General features: G+C 68.0%; 17 protein-coding genes, 1 tRNA gene, 4 pseudogenes and 1 other annotated feature. Of the genes and pseudogenes, 16 read left to right on the forward strand and 6 right to left on the reverse strand.

The features are described 5' to 3' along the window. Positions 1-10 precede the first annotated feature (10 nt). Positions 11-1,234 (reverse strand): pyridoxal phosphate-dependent aminotransferase, encoded by a 1,224-nt coding sequence (locus FFS25_RS04120; protein WP_137802034.1) that lies wholly within the window; start codon positions 1,232-1,234, stop codon positions 11-13. 19 nt (positions 1,235-1,253) lie between these two features. Then, the gene (locus FFS25_RS04125) at positions 1,254-2,306 is read right to left on the reverse strand and encodes a glycine betaine ABC transporter substrate-binding protein (protein WP_137802035.1); all 1,053 of its coding nucleotides are present in this window, start codon (positions 2,304-2,306) and stop codon (positions 1,254-1,256) included. Positions 2,307-2,362: 56 nt separating this feature from the next. On the opposite strand from FFS25_RS04125, the gene FFS25_RS04130 reads away from it, so the two are divergent. Then, entirely contained in the window at positions 2,363-3,367 is a 1,005-nt protein-coding gene (locus tag FFS25_RS04130; RefSeq protein ID WP_137802036.1) for a magnesium and cobalt transport protein CorA, read from the forward strand. Positions 3,368-3,446: 79 nt separating this feature from the next. Here the strand turns inward: FFS25_RS04130 and FFS25_RS04135 are convergent, their stop codons facing one another. Then, positions 3,447-4,262 (reverse strand): DedA family protein, encoded by an 816-nt coding sequence (locus FFS25_RS04135; protein ID WP_137802037.1) that lies wholly within the window; start codon positions 4,260-4,262, stop codon positions 3,447-3,449. A 151-nt stretch (positions 4,263-4,413) separates the two neighbouring features. Between FFS25_RS04135 and FFS25_RS04140 the strand changes: the two genes are divergently transcribed. After that, positions 4,414-5,421, forward strand: a complete 1,008-nt coding sequence (locus tag FFS25_RS04140; protein WP_058871395.1) for a mechanosensitive ion channel family protein — start codon at positions 4,414-4,416, stop codon at positions 5,419-5,421. A gap of 30 nt (positions 5,422-5,451) precedes the next feature. On the opposite strand, the gene FFS25_RS04145 is transcribed toward FFS25_RS04140, so the two are convergent. Further along, positions 5,452-6,477 (reverse strand): LysR family transcriptional regulator substrate-binding protein, encoded by a 1,026-nt coding sequence (locus FFS25_RS04145; protein ID WP_137802038.1) that lies wholly within the window; start codon positions 6,475-6,477, stop codon positions 5,452-5,454. A 74-nt stretch (positions 6,478-6,551) separates the two neighbouring features. Here FFS25_RS04145 and FFS25_RS04150 point away from each other — a divergent pair. Both FFS25_RS04150 and FFS25_RS04155 read left to right on the forward strand, forming a co-directional pair. Beyond that, a tRNA-Ala gene (locus FFS25_RS04150) sits at positions 6,552-6,624 on the forward strand. Positions 6,625-6,652: 28 nt separating this feature from the next. Next, positions 6,653-7,261 carry a hypothetical protein gene (locus FFS25_RS04155; RefSeq protein WP_137802039.1) on the forward strand — a complete coding sequence of 203 codons (609 nt, stop codon included), beginning with the start codon at positions 6,653-6,655 and terminating at the stop codon, positions 7,259-7,261. Here FFS25_RS04155 and FFS25_RS14100 read toward each other — a convergent pair. After that, positions 7,187-7,759 (reverse strand): annotated as a pseudogene (locus FFS25_RS14100) (recombinase family protein); the annotation flags it as partial. The gene FFS25_RS04155 and the pseudogene FFS25_RS14100 sit on opposite strands and share 75 nt — an antisense overlap. Between FFS25_RS14100 and FFS25_RS13695 the strand changes: the two are divergent. From FFS25_RS13695 to FFS25_RS04210, 11 genes and pseudogenes are all read left to right on the forward strand, one after another. After that, positions 7,670-7,984: a transposase gene (locus FFS25_RS13695; RefSeq protein ID WP_024290233.1), complete on the forward strand. Its 315-nt coding sequence runs from the start codon at positions 7,670-7,672 to the stop codon at positions 7,982-7,984. The pseudogene FFS25_RS14100 and the gene FFS25_RS13695 sit on opposite strands and share 90 nt — an antisense overlap. Continuing rightward, positions 7,942-8,049 (forward strand) — a sequence feature (AL1L pseudoknot). (Overlaps the previous gene by 43 nt.) Then, positions 7,981-8,598: pseudogene (locus FFS25_RS04165) on the forward strand (IS3 family transposase); the annotation flags it as partial. (Overlaps the previous feature by 69 nt.) The gene FFS25_RS13695 and the pseudogene FFS25_RS04165, both read left to right, overlap by 4 nt. Positions 8,599-8,738: 140 nt before the next feature. Further along, positions 8,739-10,088, forward strand: a complete 1,350-nt coding sequence (locus FFS25_RS04170; protein WP_502704719.1) for an IS30 family transposase — start codon at positions 8,739-8,741, stop codon at positions 10,086-10,088. 4 nt (positions 10,089-10,092) lie between these two features. Next, positions 10,093-10,395 (forward strand): annotated as a pseudogene (locus tag FFS25_RS04175) (integrase core domain-containing protein); the annotation flags it as partial. Positions 10,396-10,417: 22 nt separating this feature from the next. Beyond that, positions 10,418-10,837: pseudogene (locus FFS25_RS04180) on the forward strand (HAD family hydrolase); the annotation flags it as partial. Then, a complete protein-coding gene (locus FFS25_RS04185) occupies positions 10,834-11,280 on the forward strand; it encodes a riboflavin kinase (protein ID WP_171004095.1) in 447 nt (148 codons plus the stop codon). The pseudogene FFS25_RS04180 and the gene FFS25_RS04185, both read left to right, overlap by 4 nt. A 210-nt stretch (positions 11,281-11,490) precedes the next feature. Further along, on the forward strand, positions 11,491-12,402 hold the full coding sequence (locus tag FFS25_RS04190; protein WP_137802044.1) for a sensor histidine kinase: 912 nt from the start codon (positions 11,491-11,493) through the stop codon (positions 12,400-12,402). Continuing rightward, positions 12,399-13,031, forward strand: a complete 633-nt coding sequence (locus FFS25_RS04195; protein ID WP_137802045.1) for a response regulator — start codon at positions 12,399-12,401, stop codon at positions 13,029-13,031. Before FFS25_RS04190 ends, FFS25_RS04195 begins: the two co-directional genes overlap by 4 nt. Before the next feature lie 99 nt (positions 13,032-13,130). Beyond that, positions 13,131-13,652, forward strand: coding sequence for a hypothetical protein (locus FFS25_RS04200; protein WP_137802046.1), 522 nt, complete (start codon positions 13,131-13,133; stop codon positions 13,650-13,652). Positions 13,653-13,820: 168 nt separating this feature from the next. Continuing rightward, a complete protein-coding gene (locus FFS25_RS04205; protein WP_137802047.1) occupies positions 13,821-14,333 on the forward strand; it encodes an anthrone oxygenase family protein in 513 nt (170 codons plus the stop codon). Positions 14,334-14,352: 19 nt separating this feature from the next. Next, complete coding sequence (locus FFS25_RS04210; RefSeq protein WP_137802048.1) at positions 14,353-14,730, forward strand: hypothetical protein; 378 nt, start codon at positions 14,353-14,355, stop codon at positions 14,728-14,730. Positions 14,731-15,008: 278 nt separating this feature from the next. On the opposite strand, the gene FFS25_RS14105 is transcribed toward FFS25_RS04210, so the two are convergent. Next, positions 15,009-15,353 (reverse strand): helix-turn-helix domain-containing protein, encoded by a 345-nt coding sequence (locus tag FFS25_RS14105; RefSeq protein ID WP_137802049.1) that lies wholly within the window; start codon positions 15,351-15,353, stop codon positions 15,009-15,011. 225 nt (positions 15,354-15,578) lie between these two features. Between FFS25_RS14105 and FFS25_RS04220 the strand changes: the two genes are divergently transcribed. Beyond that, the gene (locus FFS25_RS04220) at positions 15,579-16,352 is read left to right on the forward strand and encodes an SDR family NAD(P)-dependent oxidoreductase (protein ID WP_137802050.1); all 774 of its coding nucleotides are present in this window, start codon (positions 15,579-15,581) and stop codon (positions 16,350-16,352) included. The last annotated feature ends 1 nt before the right edge of the window (position 16,353 follow it).

Consider the following 16,353-nt stretch of genomic DNA (forward strand, 5'->3'; position numbering starts at 1 on the left):
GGCATGCCGCTCAGCGGACCTGGTGGTAGCTGCCCAGGAACTCCTCGATGCGATCCAGCGCCGTGGCGAGCATCTCCACCGAGGGCAGGAACACGAGCCGGAAGTGATCGGGCGTGGGGAGGTTGAAGGCCGAGCCGTGGCTGACCAGGATCTTCTGTTCCTTGAGCAGGTCCAGGGCGAAGCGCTCGTCGTCCTCGATCCCGAACTTCTCGACGTCCAGCTTGGGGAACAGGTACAGCGCGCCGCGAGCCGGCTCGCAGGTCACCCCGTCGATCGCGTTGAGGCGCTCGTAGGCCAGATCGCGCTGGGCCTTGAGGCGCCCGCCCGGGAGGATGAGGTCGTTGATCGACTGGTACCCGCCCAGGGCCGTCTGGATGGCGTGCTGGGCCGGGACGTTGGCGCACATGCGCATGTTGGACAGCAGCTTGAGCCCCTCGAGGTAGGACTCGGCCTTCCAGTTGGGGCCCGTGATCGCCAGCCAGCCGGAGCGGTAGCCCGCCACGCGGTACGCCTTCGACAGCCCCGAGAAGGTCAGGCACAGGACGTCCTCGCCGCACAGCGAGGCCAGGTTGATCATCTCCGCGCCGTCGTAGGTGATCTTCTCGTAGATCTCATCGGCGAACAGGATGAGGTCGTGCTCCTTGGCCAGATCCACGATCCCCTGCAAGGTCTCGCGCGAGTACACGGCCCCGGTGGGGTTGTTCGGGTTGATCACCACGATGCCCCGAGTGCTCGGCGTGATCTTGGCCCGGATGTCCTCGAGATCCGGGTTCCAGCCGTCGGCCTCGTCGCAGGCGTAGTGCACGGGCGTGCCGCCGGACAGGGCTGTGGCTCCGGTCCACAGCGGGTAGTCCGGGGCGGGTACCAGGATCTCGTCGCCGTCGTCGCACAGCGCCTGCAGCGACATGGTGATCAGCTCGGAGACGCCGTTGCCCAGAAAGACCTCGGAGACGTCGAGGTTCATGATCCCGCGGGTCTGGTAGTACTGCACGACCGCCGTGCGGGCCGAGAAGATGCCGCGGGAGTCCGAGTAGCCCTGGGCGTTCGGCAGGTTCTTGATCATGTCCACCAGCACCGCGTCAGGGGCCTCGAAGCCGAAGGGCGCGGGGTTGCCGATGTTCAGGCGCAGGATGCGGTGTCCCGCGTCCTCCATGCGCTCTGCCTGCTCGAGGACCGGGCCTCGAACGTCGTAGCGGACATCGGCGAGCTTCTTGGACTGGGTGATCTTGCGCATGCGTCCACGATACGCGGACCTAGTTCTGAGTTCCCCACCAGTAATCGGCCGCCTCGTACGGCGTGTACAGGTCCTGGGAGGTCGTCATCCGCGTCAGCAGGGTCATGGCATCGGCATCCAGGCGGTCGTCGACGTCATCGATCACATCCTGGACGTTCTGCGGCAGCTGCTCATCGGCCACGGGCACCACGCGCTCGGGGATCATGGCGCCGGAGCCGTCCTCGAGGACCACGAGCGCGTTGTCCTGGATCTCCGGACGCGTCGTGACCACTACTGCGGCCTGCACGTCGTCGCGCAGCAGGGCCTCCACCGTCTCCTCCGGCGATCCGTAGCCCACGACCTTCTGCGGCTCGCAGCCGTAGAGCTCCTCCAGCGCCGGCACGGTGACCGGCTGTTCGGTCTCCTCCTGAGGCACGCCGATGGTCATCTCCGAGCAGTCCTCGCTCAAGGCTTCGAGGGTGCTGCCGGACAGCTGCGCGCCCGTGGCCGCGGTGACAGCCATGGCCCGTGTGCGATCGGCGGAGCCCGTGGGCAGAAGGGTCAGTCCGCCGGGCAGCTGCTCCTGCACGGCTGCCTCGACATCGGCATCCGAGAACCCCGCGGTTCCTGGGTCCTGTCCCACCAGGGAGGCCAGCGAATCGATCAGTCCCCCGCTGTCGGCTGCCGCCTCCTCCCCGGGGCTTGGGGTCGGCTCTGCTGGGGACTGCTCGGCCGAGGCGGCGTCGAGCTCCAGATAGAGATCGCCGGTGTAGTCCGGGTAGACGTCGAGCTTGCCGTCCTCGACCGCCTGGAGGTAGCCGGCACGGCCTCCCTCGACCTCGCGGGCCTCGGCTGCGATGCCGCTGTCCTCCAGCGCCAGCACCCACGCATCCGCGACGGCCTGCGTCTGGACGGTGGGACCGGCGCCGACCAGCACGGGCCCCTCCTCCGAGACCGCCGGCTGGGGATCGTCGCCGCGGTCGCCGCAGCCGGTGAGCACGAGCAGGCCGGTCGCCGAGACCGCCAGCAGGCCGCGCCGGAGGCTCCTGCCGGTGGATCGCGCCGTGGTCTCCTGCTGCCCGCTGATTCCCATGCGCGCCAGTCTAGGGAAGCCCGGCCTCCGGCGCCGACGCCCCTAGGATCGACGCCATGCCCCTTCAGCACTGCGCCGTCTATCGTGACGGGCGCCTCCTGGCGTCCCCGAGCTCGATCCGCGAAGGAGCCCGGCTGCTCGATGACTCCCCCGGGCACGACGGCAGCTTCATCTGGATCGCCCTGGAATCGCCCACCCGGGAGGAGTTCGACCAGCTGCAGGGGCGCTTCGAGCTGCACGATCTGGCCGTCGAGGACTCGCTGCAGGCCCATCAGCGGCCCAAGGTCGAGCGCTACGGGCCGGACATGTTCACGGTCCTTCGCCCGGCCGTCTACGACGATGCCCAGGAGCAGATCCGGATCGGGGAGATCCACTTCTTCCTGGGCACCGACTACGCGGTGACCGTGCGCTACGAGCCGTCGGACGTGCTGCGCCGAGCCGCTCGGCGCCTGGAGGACGATCCCAAGCTGCTGGCCCGGGGGCCGGCTGCCGTGCACTACGCCGTCGTCGATCAGATGGTGGACGACTACTTCCCGGTCCTGCAGGGGGTCTCAGCCGATCTGGATCAGATCGAAGACGATCTGCTGGCCGGCGAGGACCGGGTCTCGCCGCGCATCTACAGCCTCGCCCGGCAGGTCACCGGCTTCCACCGCGCCTGCGAGCCCCTCGAGGGCATGCTCGGGCAGGCTGCCCGGGCCGAGCGGGTCCGGGACGACGAGACTCTGCGCCACCTGCTGCGCGATGTGTCCGATCACGCCGTGTCGGTGACCCGCCGCGTGGAGTCGCTGCGCGCGGCGCTCAACGACGCCATGCAGCTCGACGCCACGCTGACCGCCGCCCGGCAGAACGACGCCGCCATGCAGCTCAACGACCAGACCAAGAGGATCTCGTCCTGGGCCGCCATCCTGGTGGTGCCGACCCTGATCGCGGGCATCTACGGCATGAACTTCGACGCCATGCCCGAGCTGCACTGGGCGCTGGGCTACCCGTACTCGCTGGGGCTGATGGCGCTGTGCTCGCTCGTGCTCTACCTCGTGTTCAAGCGCAAGGACTGGCTGTGAGCGCTCGTGCCTGAGTACGACGACGGCCGGTCGCCTCCCCGGAGGAGGCGACCGGCCGTCGTCGTGCGGTGTGCGGGACTCAGGCGCGCTTGGCGCGACGAGCCGCCTTCTTCTCCTCGCGCTGATGCCGCATCTGCTCGTCCTTGCGGGCGCGGCGCTCGAGGATCTCCTCGACCGACTCCTCCCGGGAGCCGTCGGTGCGGCCCTTGCGGATCTTGAGGACGCGCTTCACGACCCACCAGAGCAGGAAGACGATGACCACGACGTAGACGATGTTGGAGAACACCCCGGCCCACTGCTCCATGAGGTGCCAGTTCGCCCCCAGGATCCAGCCGGCCACCACGAAGATCGTGTTCCAGATCAGCGAGCCGATCGTGGTCAGGCCCGTGAAGAACCAGAACGGCATGCGCTCCACTCCCGCCGGGATCGAGATCAGCGACCGGAACAGCGGCACCATGCGGCCGAGGAAGATGGTGTACGGGCCGTACTTGTCGAACCAGTCCTCCGTGCGCTCGACGTCGTGGACGTCCACCAGCGGCAGGCGGTCCACGATCAGGTAGAGGCGACGACGGCCAAGCCAGGCGCCCAACCCGTAGAGCGCCATGGCTCCCACGACGGAGCCCAGCGTGGTCCAGAAGATGGCCTCCCACAGAGTGAAGCCGCCCTGGGTGGCCGTGAAGCCGGCCAGCGGGAGGATGATCTCCGACGGCAGCGGCGGGAAGAGGTTCTCCGCGGCCACCAGGAGGCCCGCGCCGGGGGCGCCGATCGCATCCATCAGGTCCACGGACCATCCGGCGATGCCGGTCAGCCCGGCCTCCTCGGAAGCGGACTGCGCAGCGATCTGCGGTGCGGACTGGGCTGCGATGGTCAGCGCGGAAGAGCTGGTCAGGGGCATGGGTCTCCTTGCGGGAAGTCGGTCGCGCGGACGGCGCGCATGCGGGGCGCACGTCGGCGGGCGGCTGTGTCGCAGCATTGTTCCAGACCGGACCGGGTATCCGCTGGGAGCCATCAGCTGTCGTCAAGCCGCGGACACTATCCTTCCCGGCATGCAGCTGCTGGCCTCCTCAGAGACTTCACCCGCGGACCTGGCGACCTGGTCCTTCTGGCTCGGAGCCCCCTCCCGGATCCTGCTGATCATCATGATCGCCCTGGTCGCCTCCGCCCTGGTCCGGCTGATCATCCGCCGTGTCACGCGCGGCATCGCCAAGGGCACCCACGCGCGCGTGATCGCGAAGGTCGAGGAGTCCGGGGCACGCAGCTGGGTCGAGGACTCCGGAATCGCCACCAAGCGCCAGGCCCAGCGCGCCCGCACCGTCGGGGCGGTGCTCTCCTCCGTGGTGGTGCTCGTCATCTGGGCCGTCGCCCTGCTGATGGTGATCGCCGAGATGGGGTTCAACATCGCCCCGGTGCTGGCCTCAGCGGGCATCGCGGGTGTGGCCCTGTCCTTCGGCGCCCAGTCGCTGGTCAAGGACTACCTCTCCGGCATCTTCATCGTCGCGGAGGATCAGCTCGGCATCGGCGACATCGTGGACCTGGGCGAGGCTTCGGGAACGGTCGAGGACGTGGGCCTGCGCATCACGCGCGTGCGCGATGTGGAGGGGACCCTGTGGCACGTGCGCAACGGGGAGATCCTGCGCGTGGGCAACCAGTCCCAGGGCTGGGCGCAGTGCGTGCTCGACGTCCCCCTGCCCTACGACGCCGACCTGGACGACATGATCCGCCGCCTCGAGGCTGAGCTCTCCTCGCTGCCTCGGGATCCCGAGGTCGGTCAGCACGTGATGGGCGTGCCGGAGGTCTGGGGCGTGGAGGCCCTGTCCGGCGAGTCCCTGACCGTCCGGCTGGCCGTGAAGACCGCTCCGGCCCAGCAGTGGGCCGTGGCCCGGGTGCTGCGCGTGCGGATCAAGAAGATGCTCGACCGCGAGGGCCTTCGAGTGCCCCTGGTCAACCAGGCGGTCATCCGCGGCGGCGGCCTGACCGTCGACTCCCCGCACGACTCGACCCCGCCCACCGGAGCGCAGCCGATCGTGGGCGGCGGGCAGCCGAAGCAGGGCTGAGGCCGGGGCACCCTGCTCGGCAGCGCCTGCTCAGCGCCCCCGGCCGGGCCTTCCGCCGCGGCCCTTGGGCTTGCCACCGGGTCGACCTCCGCCGGAGCGGCGCGGCCGCCCTCCGGCCAGTCGCTTGCCTGCCAGCTGATCGCCGCGGCTCGTGCCCTTGCCGGTGCGGGAGCCGCCCGAGGCGGAGCCGGACTTCGCCTTGCTGCGCTTGCGCGCCGCACTGGCCGCCCGCTGCACCTCGGGATCGCGGCTGTTGGACAGGTCCTCGTCTCCCCGGGAAGCGATCGCCTCGGACTCGCTGCCGCGGGAGCTGCCCTCACGGCGCCCGCGGACGATGCCCTGGAAGTCCTGGACCATCGCCTCGGTCTGCTCCGGGAGGTCCTTCGGCCACGCCAGCACGACCGGCACGAGCGGCAGGTCCTGAATCGGGCGGTAGGTCAGATCCTTGCGGTGGTGCCACCGAGCCACGGACATGGGCGCGACGTACAGGCCCACCCCGGCCGCGACAAGCTCTACGGCGGCCCCGGAGTCGGTGATCTCGGGCAGCTGGCGCGGCGCACCGGCGTCGTCGGTGCCGCGCCCCTCGGCGGAGGGACGGTGCTCGGGCAGCTGGTCGAGCTCCTGGAGCAGCCACTCATCGGCCAGCTCTCCCACGGGGACGTCGTCGAGCAGTGTCAGCTCGTCGTCCACCGGAAGGATCACGACCTGCTGCTCGTCATAGAGCTCCACGACGTGGAACGACTCCCGCAGCTGGGTCAGGTCCGCGAGCGCCGCCCCGGCCTCGGTGTGCGGGTGCGGCGCCAGACGGATCAGGGCGACGTCGACCGTCTCCCCCAGCGCCTGCGGCCACTGCCCGGGTGCCAGCTGCTGCTCCTCGAGCCCGTCACCGCGCTCGCGCCAGCGCCGCAGCCACTTGCCCGGCATCATCCCGGTTTCGTAGCCCACCCGTAGGACGGGGCCCTGTGCGGTGTCGGAAGCGCCCGACGACGGCCCCGGCACGTCCTGCTGGTCAGTGGGGGCCGGCTGATCGGGCTCCGGGTGCGCGTGGGATTCCATGCCGCACAGACTAGAGGCTGCGCCCGGAGTTGGACGCCCAGCCCCCTGGGGCGTACCCTGATCTGGTTCGTTCCGGGGCTATAGCTCAGTTGGTAGAGCGCTTCGTTCGCAATGAAGAGGTCAGGAGTTCGATTCTCCTTAGCTCCACCGTAGTTAACGTACTCGAACCCCCGACATGCGAAAGTGTGTCGGGGGCGAGTGCGTTGAAGGGCTCGGCGAGTTCGACGATGGGCTGCTCGTCCTCGCCGATGTAGATCTTGTCGAAGAAGGCTTGGTTCGCGAGCCGCTTGGCTTCATCGTCGGACTGCCGGTACATCGTGGCGCAGTAGGTGAGCAGCTTCATGGCGCTGGCGAGGTACTTGCGTTGCCCGGTGTACTGCTCGTGGTCGTTCTCGAGCTTGCGGTCGATCTCCGCGAGGCCGGCGCGGATCCGGTCCTGATGACGCTTGAGCGTGTCGAGGTCGATGGCGTCGGCGAAGTGCGCAGCCAGGAGCTTCTCGCTCTCGGCCTGAAGGCGTTTGCGGTTCGCAGTCAGCTCGGCGAGCTCCTGGGAGCGGGAGGCCATGCGCTCATCGAACGCGGCGTCGACCTGTTTGGCCAGGGCCGTGTAGGTGGCCTCGCTGATCCCGATCCGCTGGTAGCAGGTGGTGATGAGGTCCTCGGCGATTCCGACGGGCACGGCCTTGCGGGTGCAGGTGGTGCGTTTGCTGGTCCGGCCGGAGCAGACGTAGTAGGCGTAGCGGATGCCTTGCTTGTTGCGGTCGAAGTCCAGGTGCAGCCGTGACTTGCAGGTCGCGCAGTACAGGATCCCCTTCAGCGGGTGCTCGTGCTTGCGGAACCGGATATCGGCCTGAGCGCGGGAGTCCAGGAGACGCTGCACACGCTCCCAGACCTCGGCGTCGACGATCGGCGGGTGATTGCCGTCGTAGACGGCTCCGTTGTAGCGGATCCGCCCGATGTAGTAGGGGTTGCGCAGGAGCTTGAAGAACCCGGACTTGCTGACCGGCTTGGACGGCCGCTGCGGGGTCGCCACCGTGGTCAGGCCGCGGGCGGTGAGATTGGTGAGGATCTTCTCGACCGAGGTGTCACCGGCGGCGTAGACGGCGAATGCCCACTGGATCAGCGGCGCCCGCTCGGGGTCGACTGAAACGTCCTGGGTTTGGTTCCGATCCAACTGAAGGAGAATCGGAACATGCCCAAGAAGTTCAGTCCCGAGCTGCGTGAGCGTGCTGTGAGGATGGTCCTGGAGCGCCAGGCCGCTGAGGGCGGGCCTCGCTCGCACTCGATCCGGGTGATCGGCCCGCAGGTCGGTGTCGGAGAGGAGACACTGCGGATGTGGTGCAACCGCCACGGCCACGAGATCGCACCCGCGGCGGCAGGTGAGACCCCGGAGCAGGAGATCCGCCGCCTGCGACGCGAACTGGCCGAGGCCAGACGCGCTAACGAGATCCTCAAAGCCGCCTCAGCTTTTTTCGCCGCGGAACTCGACCGCCCCACGACGAGATGATCGCGTTCATCGACAAGCATCGCGATCGCTTCGGGGTCGAGGCCATCTGCCGCACGCTGGCTGCGACAGACTGTGGGTTCATCACCTCCCGCGCCTACCGGGCCTCTAAGACCAGGCCTGCCTCGACTCGAGCCGTGCGTGACGAGATCCTGGTGGAGGAGCTCCAGCGGATCCACGCGGAGAACTACTCGGTCTACGGGGTGCGGAAGATGTGGCACGCGATGCGCCACGCCGGGTGGAGCATCGGCCGCGATCAGGTCGCCCGCCTGATGAAACGGGCGGGGCTGCACGGCGCGCGGCGGGGCCGCAAGCCCGTGACCACCCGCCCCGCACACCAGGCGGATCATCGTCCAGATCTCGTCGAGCGCCAGTTCACCGCGGACGGCCCCAACCGCCTCTGGGTCGCAGACATCACCGACGTCCGGATTCTGGCCGGGTTCTGCTACCTCGCGTTCATCACCGACGTGTTCACCCGCCGAATCGCCGGCTGGGCGGTCTCGACCAGTCTGCACACTGACGCGTTGCCCTTACTGGCTCTCGAGCAGGCCCTCGCGGTCACCGGTGCTTCCCGCAGCCACGGCGGGCTGATCCACCACTCCGATCGCGGTTCTCAGGGCGGATTCAACAGGTCGTCGCAACACCTTGATGTCGGAGGTGTTCGAGCATGGCCACAAAGGACTGGACCAAGAAGACGAGCGACGCGGCAGAGGAGCTTCGTCGGCAATGGCGTGCTGACCGGGCGCTGAGACCGCCGATGCGCTCGCCCGGACGTCCAGACCCGTCCCGGGAGGTGCAACGGCAGTTCTGGCGTCTGATCGCCACGGGCATCACGTCGGCAGAAGCGGCGCTCGCGGTCGGCGTGTCCGTGCCGGTCGGGTCCCGCTGGTTTCGCCACGCTGGCGGCATGCCGCCCATCTCGCTTGCTGAGCCCACCGGCCGATACCTGAGCTTCGAGGAACGCGAGGAGATCGCCATCCTGCACGCCCAGGACAAGGGCGTTCGCGAGATCGCCCACGTGATCGGGCGTGACCCCGGAACCGTCTCACGCGAGCTGCGCCGCAACGCGGCGACTCGTGGTGGGAAGCTGGAGTACCGGGCCACGGTCGCCCAGTGGAAGGCGCAGCAGGCGGCCAAGCGGCCCAAGGTCGCGAAGCTTCTCAAGAACGAGAACTTGCGCCAATACGTCCACGAGCGGCTCGCCGGCGATGTTCGCCGGCCCGACGGCACGATCGTCACGGGCCCCACCCCGGCCCCGTGGAAGGGGCTGAACAAGCCGCACCGAGCGGACCGGCGGTGGTCGCTGGCCTGGAACCCGGAACAGATCTCTCAGCGTCTGAAGCTCGACTTCCCCGATGATGAGTCCATGCGCATCAGCCACGAGGCGATCTACCAGTCGCTGTTCATCGAGGGCCGGGGGGCGCTCCAGCGAGAACTGGTCACCTGTCTTCGCACCGGTCGCGCGTTACGGCGGCCCCGGGCCCGGTCACGGAACAAGCCCGGTGGGCATGTCACGGCCGATGTGATCCTCAGCGAACGCCCCGCGGAAGCCGAGGACCGCGCCGTGCCCGGTCACTGGGAAGGCGACTTGATCATCGGCACGGGCAGGTCGGCGATCGGGACGATCGTTGAGCGCAGCAGCCGCTCAACGATCCTGGTCCACTTGCCCCGCATGGAGGGCTGGGCAGAGAAACCCCATGTGAAGAACGGGCCATCGCTGGGCGGCTACGGGGCCGTCGCGATGAACGCGGCGCTGAGTGCATCGATCACCACGCTGCCCGAACAGCTGCGCAAGACCCTAACCTGGGATCGCGGGAAGGAGCTCTCGGGGCACGCGCAGTTCGCGATGCAGACCGGCACGAAGGTGTTCTTCGCAGACCCCCATTCACCGTGGCAGCGACCGACGAACGAGAACACCAACGGCCTGCTCCGCCAGTACTTCCCCAAAGGCACAGACCTCTCGCGATGGTCCGCCGGGGACCTCGAGGCCGTCGCTCACGCACTCAACAACCGCCCCCGAAAGGTCCTCCAATGGAAGACGCCCGCCGAAGTGTTCGAAGAGCAACTACGCTCGCTACATCAACCCGGTGTTGCAACGACTGGTTGAACCCACGCAGTACGTGTCGTTGGCCTACACCGACGCGCTCGTGACCGCGGGAGTGACCGCGTCGGTCGGCACCGTCGGAGACTCCTACGACAACGCTCTCGCAGAGACCGTCAACGGGCTCTACAAGACCGAGCTGATCTACTCCCGGCCCGTCTGGGAGACGGCCAGCACGGTCGAACTCGCCACGATGGGCTGGGTCAACTGGTGGAACACCCAGCGCCTGCACGAGGCCCTCGACTACCGCACCCCCGCAGACGTCGAGGCCGCCTACACTCACCCCACGACGACCGCACCCGCGACCGTCTGACCACGGAACGAAACCCAGGACGCTTCAGCCTGCGGTGAAGCTGCTGGTCCAGGGGACGGGCTGGGAGCCGGATGTGTTGCGCGAGCGGGCGATCGACGTGGTCGGTGATGAGGTGGTGGTGACGTGGACGAGCCCGCACCTGTTGGAGCTCAGTGCGGCTGGGGTGACGAAGGCGAGCACGCTCGCACGCGTGTGCGAGCACGTCGGTGTCGGCGCCGGAGAAGTGCTCGCGTTCGGGGATATGCCGAACGACACTGCGATGCTGTCGTGGGCGGGGCGCGGGTACGCGGTCGCGGGTGCCGACCCGCTTGCCGTCGCGGCGGCGGATGAGGTGGTCCCCTCCAATGACGATGATGGTGTGGCCCGGACTCTCGCGCGGGTCTTTGACCTGGATCGGCGCTGGCCAGGGCCCGATCTGCGGGTGGAAGGCGAGCGATCGTGAACAGCAGGCCCGCCGCCCGCGGCACGACGATTGATGGCGTGATCGTCGCGGGGGTGGGGTGGGGCCGCGACCTGGGGTATCCCACAGCAAATCTGGACGTGCACGATCACGCAGCGATTCCTGACGATGGCGTGTATTTCGGCTGGTTCACGCTGCATGACGGCTCCGCGGGGAGCGGGCCTGCGCTGGTGGGGTGGCCGGCGCTGTTGTCGATCGGGTCGAATCCGACGTTCGCCGGCACTGCCCGGACGGTGGAAGCGCATCTGCTCGATATCGACATGGATCTGTATGGGCGTGCCGCTCGTGTCGAGCTGGACCATCGGATGCGGCCGCAGCGTCGTTTCGAGACAGTGCAGGCCCTGATCGCATACATGGATGACATCGCCGCCGAAGCCCGCGCGTTTCTAGCGGACAGCGGATGGACTGCGGGGGATACTCGATGATCGATGTCGCGCCCATCGGTCGGCGGGCCACTGTGCTCGTGCGGGTTCTGGTTGCCCTCGGCCTTTTCGCCGCGGTAAACGCCGCTGTCCCCGCCGGCTGGGAGCACCGGCTCTTGGTCGTGGCAGGGGTGGGGGTGCTCGTCGTTCTCGCGTGGGGGGGTGTGGGCATGGCGTTCGCGTCTGTCTTCGCCGGCGCTGGCGTGGGTCACCGTGATCGTGCTCGTGCTGGGCGGAGCGTTCTTGGCAACGTGGTCGCCCGTGGGCGCGGTCATCCTCGGCCTGGGCGTGGCGTGTGCCACCGCGCTGCCCGGCGTGGTGATGACTCTGGTGATCGCCACCGTCGGTGTCGCTGCGGCAACGATCGCGGGGTGGACCTTCACGGGTGGATTCGAGGCCGGCCTTGTCGCGGCCGTTGGCGGCTTGACTGGGCTGATGATCGGCTTCGGGCGGCGCGAGCGTGCAGTCCGGGCCAGACGAGAAGCAGCACTGGAGGTGGCGAAGGACAGGGCGCAGGTCGAGCATGAGCGTGCCGAGCTGCTCGATGAGCGGGCGCGGATCGCCCGCGAGGTACACGACGTTCTCGCGCACACGCTGTCGGCGTTGGTGGTGCAGTTGAACGCGAGCGCGGCGATCGCCGATGACCGGGCATCGACCCGGGACGAGGTGAGCGCATCCCTGGAACGATCCCGGCGGCTGGCCGTGGAAGGCCTGGACGAAGCCCGACAGGCGGTGTGGGCCCTGCGTGAGGACCCTGTCGCGGTGGACGCACGGATCGCGGATCTGCTCCGCGACGCCGGTGCCGAGTTCACGCTGACCGGTCCGGTCCGGCCGCTCCCGGCGCAGATCGGGCATGCCTTGATCCGTATCACTCAGGAAGCGCTGACGAACGTCACCAAGCATGCTCCGGATGCGGAGAAGTCCGGCACGCTCGAGTACACGGATGCCGCGGTCGTCCTCACCATCGTCAACGGTCCTGCACGCGCAACCGGTCCGAATCTCGAGATGGCTGGCGGCGGGTTCGGGCTGACCGGGATGCGGGAGCGTCTGGCACTGTCCGGCGGCACACTGCAGGCTGGCCCTTATGCTGCGGGGTGGCGAGTACGTGCGGAGGTGCCGCTATGAGAGTCGTGATCGCTGATGACCAAGCCCTCGTCCGCGATGGCCTGGTCACCATCTGTGAACGGATCGCAGGCGTCGACGTGGTCGCCGTCGCCAGCGACGGCGAAGAAGCCGTCCGCGCTGTGCAGCAGTACGCGCCGGACGTCGTGTTGATGGATCTGCGCATGCCCCGCCTGGACGGGATCGACGCGACCAGGCGCATCCATGCCTACCACCCCGATACCCGGGTCGTGGTGCTGACCACTTACAGTGACGACGAGTCCATCGATGCGGCTCTTGCCGCGGGCGCCCTCGGGTATCTCACGAAGGATGCCAGCAAGGCTGACCTCGAACGGGCGCTCCGCGCGGCACACGCCGGGCAGTCTCTCCTGGATCCCGTCGTGCATTCCCGCCTCATCGCGCGGCTGAGCGCCCGCCCCCCGGCCGCGCCTGTTACGGATGAGGGGCTCACGGCGCGGGAGACGGAGATCCTGGTGCTCATCGCCGGTGGGCTCTCCAACGGGCAGATCGCCCGGGAACTGTTCATCAGCGAATCGACGGTGAAGACCCACATCAACCGCATCTTCACCAAGACCGGCAGCCGCGACCGCGCCCAGGCCGTCGTCTACGCCCACCGGCACGGCCTCACCTGACCGCACGTTGCGAGTAGACACGGGTGGAGGGGTTTTCTCCACCCGGCCTCCACCCTCAGGTCCACGACATTGGCCCTAGTTTCGACGGAAGATGAGTCCATGAGCGCAACTGACTGGATCATCGACCTCGTCCTCATCGGACTCGTCCTCATTCAACTGTTCGAGCGGCGCCTGTCGCTGATCCAGGTGCTCCTGCCCGTCGCGATCGTCGTCTGGGCCGGAACCAACTACATCACGACCATCCCCACCGACGGCAACAACCTCCTCCTCCTGGTCATCACCGTCCTCATCGGTGCGGCCATCGGCGCCGGCGTCGGCGCCTTCACGCGCGTCCGCGTCCGCGACCGCGTCGTCGTCGTGAAGGCCACCGCACTAGCCGCGGCGTTGTGGGTCATCGGCATGGGCTCCCGGCTCGTGTTCCAGATCTGGGCCACTAACAGCGGCGGACAGAGCCTCGGCACCTTCACCGTCCAGAACAACCTCTCCACCGATGTCTGGGCGCCGGCCCTGCTGTTCATGGCCGCTGCCACCATCATCGTCCGCACCGTGATCCTCCTCGCCCGCGTCACCGCCACCGGCCGCCGCGAGAACGCCGACGCGTCCCTCATCGCCCGCCGCTGACCACCCACCGGGCCCGCATCTCGATCGAGAAGGAGCCCGGGTGTCTGCCAGGGCAGGTCCTGCGCTGATACTCTTGACGCACGCGGAATAGTCCGAGACTCCCCGTCCGAGAGTTTCGCTGGTAGAGCGCACCCTGACGTGCGCACGCCCTCGAACGATCGGACGCCCATGGTTTTTCTCCTCATCGTCACCCTGGCGATCGCCACGGTCTCCGCGGGAATCGTCGCCGGGTATGTGTTCGCCTACGCGAACTCCGTGATGCCGGGACTCGCAGAAGTCGACGATCGTGTCTTCGTCGTCGCGAACCAGCGCCTCAACGCGCGGGTCGAGAACCCGGTGTTCTTCGCCGTGTCCACGACGCCGGTGATCGCGCTTCTGATCGCGACCGGAACAGCGGCTTTCATTCCGAATGCTGGCCTCGTGTTGGGGGCCTGCGTCCTCGCTCTCGCCGCCTACGGCGGCGGTATGGCGGTCACCTTCACGATCAACGTTCCCCTCAACCGTGCCCTCATCGCCCTCCGCAACGGCGCCGACGCGAATGCGCTGAGGAGTGCACGCGTCGCCTTCGAGCGGCCATGGGCTAGGGCGAATCGGCTGAGGACCTGGTTGATGGTCCTGGCTCTAGCCGGAACGACGACCGCGCTCGCACTGACAGTCCTGACGCCGTCGGCCCGAATCTGACCACCAACGAAGGAGCACCATGCCTCGCACAACCCTGATCCTCGGCGCCATCCTCATCGGCGTCGGTGTCGTCTCGTACATCGCGGCCGGATTCAGCAGCTGGACCGCGCTGATCCCCGCCATCCTGGGTCTGCTCGTCGCGGCGTGCGGGCTGATCGCGGTGAAGAACCAGAAGATCGGCATCCATATCGCACTCCTGGTCGCGCTCCTGGGGATCGCCGGAACGTTCATGAACGTCATCAATATCAGTGACCTGTTCACCGGCCAGGCCGAGCGCCCGATCGCGATCATCGCCAGCGTCGTGACGTTCCTCCTCCTCATCGTCTACGTCGTGATGGGGGTGCGATCATTCATCGCCGCCCGACGGTGGAAGAACTCCGAAGCGGTCACCGAGTGAGCCCACAGGCACAGAACCGCTCCGCCCCTGACAACCGTCCGACTCCGTCGCCAGACCCCCAGGACAGCACGTCGTCATCGAGCCGCAGGACGGCACGCCGATCCGGCTCTGGCTTGACGACAAGCTCGCGCCCGCAGATCGCATCGTCCCAGAGCCGTGGAACTTGCCGGGGATCGATGAGCACCCAGGCCTGGAGCAGGCACGGCGCGCTGCTCTCGAAAGCGCGGAAAAGACGAAGGATGGCAAAGCGCCCTCCGAGGAATGATTAGGGCGCCTACTCACCTTGTCGGCGAGGACTTCGTGTGCTGCCACACAGTCGCGCGGTGTACACCGAACCGTTTCGCGATCGCCATCACGCTCTCGCCGCCCGCCCGAGCGGTTCGAATAGCTTCTACTTCCTTCTCCGTGAGACGGGTTCTACTACGTCTACTAGGGTTCTCAACTACATCGAATCCCTCCGCGAACTTGAGTGTTGGTGACGTTGCGACGGCCGGAGATCCCCGTGACCACGCGGAATCAAGACGTTCCAGCCGGCGCAGGTGGTTCCAGTTAGGTACCTCAGGTTCCACCCCGTGAAAGGCCCTCCGACCAGGCATGACGTCAGGTAGGAGGGCCTTCTTCATGCCCTGTTGCAGCAATCGCCCCGCGCCCAGCCCCCGAGCAGGTCAAGTGGCCTCTCAGTGTGAGTCAGCTTCTCCCCCCGTCATCCAGTGGCCTAGTGGTGTGCATCCGAGGCTGCAGACCCACACCACGACGCCACTCGCATCGAGCGAGGACTCTGCGGGGCCACTCGATGCGGTGCGCCTCCCCGCAAGGCTGCCTGGCGCGCCACGTCCTAAGCTGGTGGCATGTCTTCTCTCGCACTGATCACCGGGGCCTCAGCGGGCATCGGCCTCCAGCTTGCCCACGGCCTTGCCGAGCGCGGCTTCGACATCGTGGGCGTCGGGTCCGGAGACCGGATCCTCGACCTGCCCGAGCAGCTGCCGGGCGTCGAGGTGCACCCGGTCCAGGCCGACCTGTCGACTCGTGAGGGCGCGGAGGCGGTCTGGCAGGCTGTCCAGCAGCTGGATCCACCGCTCGAGGTCGCTGCGCTGAACGCCGGACGCAGCCTCGGCGGGTCCTTCCTGGACACGGACCTGGACGACGAGCTGGCCATGCTCGGGCTCAACGTGACCTCCCAGGTGGTTCTGGCCAAGCACGTGGCCCGGCACATGGCCCAGCGCCGAGCGGGGCGGATCCTGATCACGTCGTCGTTGTCCGCCACTACCCCGACCCCCTACGAGTCGATCTACGGGCCCACCCGCGCCTTCATGAGCAGCTTCGCCCAGGGACTGCGCCAGGAGCTGCGCGAGTTCGGCGTGAGCGTCACGGTCCTGATGCCCGGGGCCACGGCCACCGACTTCCACCACACGGCCGGCATGGACGACACGAAGTTCGGCTCGAACGACTGGAAGAACGATCCGTCCGTCGTCGCGCGGCAGGGCCTCGACGCGCTGTTCGCGGTCAAGGATCATGTGGTGGGCGGAGACGCCGCCACCAAGCGCGCCGCGGCTGTGAACCGCGTCCTTCCCGAGCGCATCAAGGCGGAGCGCTTCGCCCGCGATTCCAAGCCGAGCAGCTGAA

This window comes from Kocuria sp. 2SI (assembly GCF_005502825.1).
Classification (GTDB): Bacteria; Actinomycetota; Actinomycetes; order Actinomycetales; family Micrococcaceae; genus Kocuria; species Kocuria palustris.

Coding starts and splice junctions, on each gene's coding strand:
- FFS25_RS04200 (WP_137802046.1), top strand. CDS start 13,131: ATGAGCGCAACTGACTGGATCATCGACCTCGTCCTCATCGGACTCGTC.
- FFS25_RS13695 (WP_024290233.1), top strand. CDS start 7,670: ATGCCCAAGAAGTTCAGTCCCGAGCTGCGTGAGCGTGCTGTGAGGATG.
- FFS25_RS04210 (WP_137802048.1), top strand. CDS start 14,353: ATGCCTCGCACAACCCTGATCCTCGGCGCCATCCTCATCGGCGTCGGT.
- FFS25_RS04135 (WP_137802037.1), bottom strand. CDS start 4,262: ATGCCCCTGACCAGCTCTTCCGCGCTGACCATCGCAGCCCAGTCCGCA.
- FFS25_RS04195 (WP_137802045.1), top strand. CDS start 12,399: ATGAGAGTCGTGATCGCTGATGACCAAGCCCTCGTCCGCGATGGCCTG.
- FFS25_RS04125 (WP_137802035.1), bottom strand. CDS start 2,306: ATGGGAATCAGCGGGCAGCAGGAGACCACGGCGCGATCCACCGGCAGG.
- FFS25_RS04120 (WP_137802034.1), bottom strand. CDS start 1,234: ATGCGCAAGATCACCCAGTCCAAGAAGCTCGCCGATGTCCGCTACGAC.
- FFS25_RS04145 (WP_137802038.1), bottom strand. CDS start 6,477: ATGGAATCCCACGCGCACCCGGAGCCCGATCAGCCGGCCCCCACTGAC.
- FFS25_RS14105 (WP_137802049.1), bottom strand. CDS start 15,353: ATGAAGAAGGCCCTCCTACCTGACGTCATGCCTGGTCGGAGGGCCTTT.
- FFS25_RS04205 (WP_137802047.1), top strand. CDS start 13,821: ATGGTTTTTCTCCTCATCGTCACCCTGGCGATCGCCACGGTCTCCGCG.
- FFS25_RS04220 (WP_137802050.1), top strand. CDS start 15,579: ATGTCTTCTCTCGCACTGATCACCGGGGCCTCAGCGGGCATCGGCCTC.
- FFS25_RS04170 (WP_502704719.1), top strand. CDS start 8,739: ATGCGCTCGCCCGGACGTCCAGACCCGTCCCGGGAGGTGCAACGGCAG.
- FFS25_RS04155 (WP_137802039.1), top strand. CDS start 6,653: ATGCGAAAGTGTGTCGGGGGCGAGTGCGTTGAAGGGCTCGGCGAGTTC.
- FFS25_RS04140 (WP_058871395.1), top strand. CDS start 4,414: ATGCAGCTGCTGGCCTCCTCAGAGACTTCACCCGCGGACCTGGCGACC.
- FFS25_RS04130 (WP_137802036.1), top strand. CDS start 2,363: ATGCCCCTTCAGCACTGCGCCGTCTATCGTGACGGGCGCCTCCTGGCG.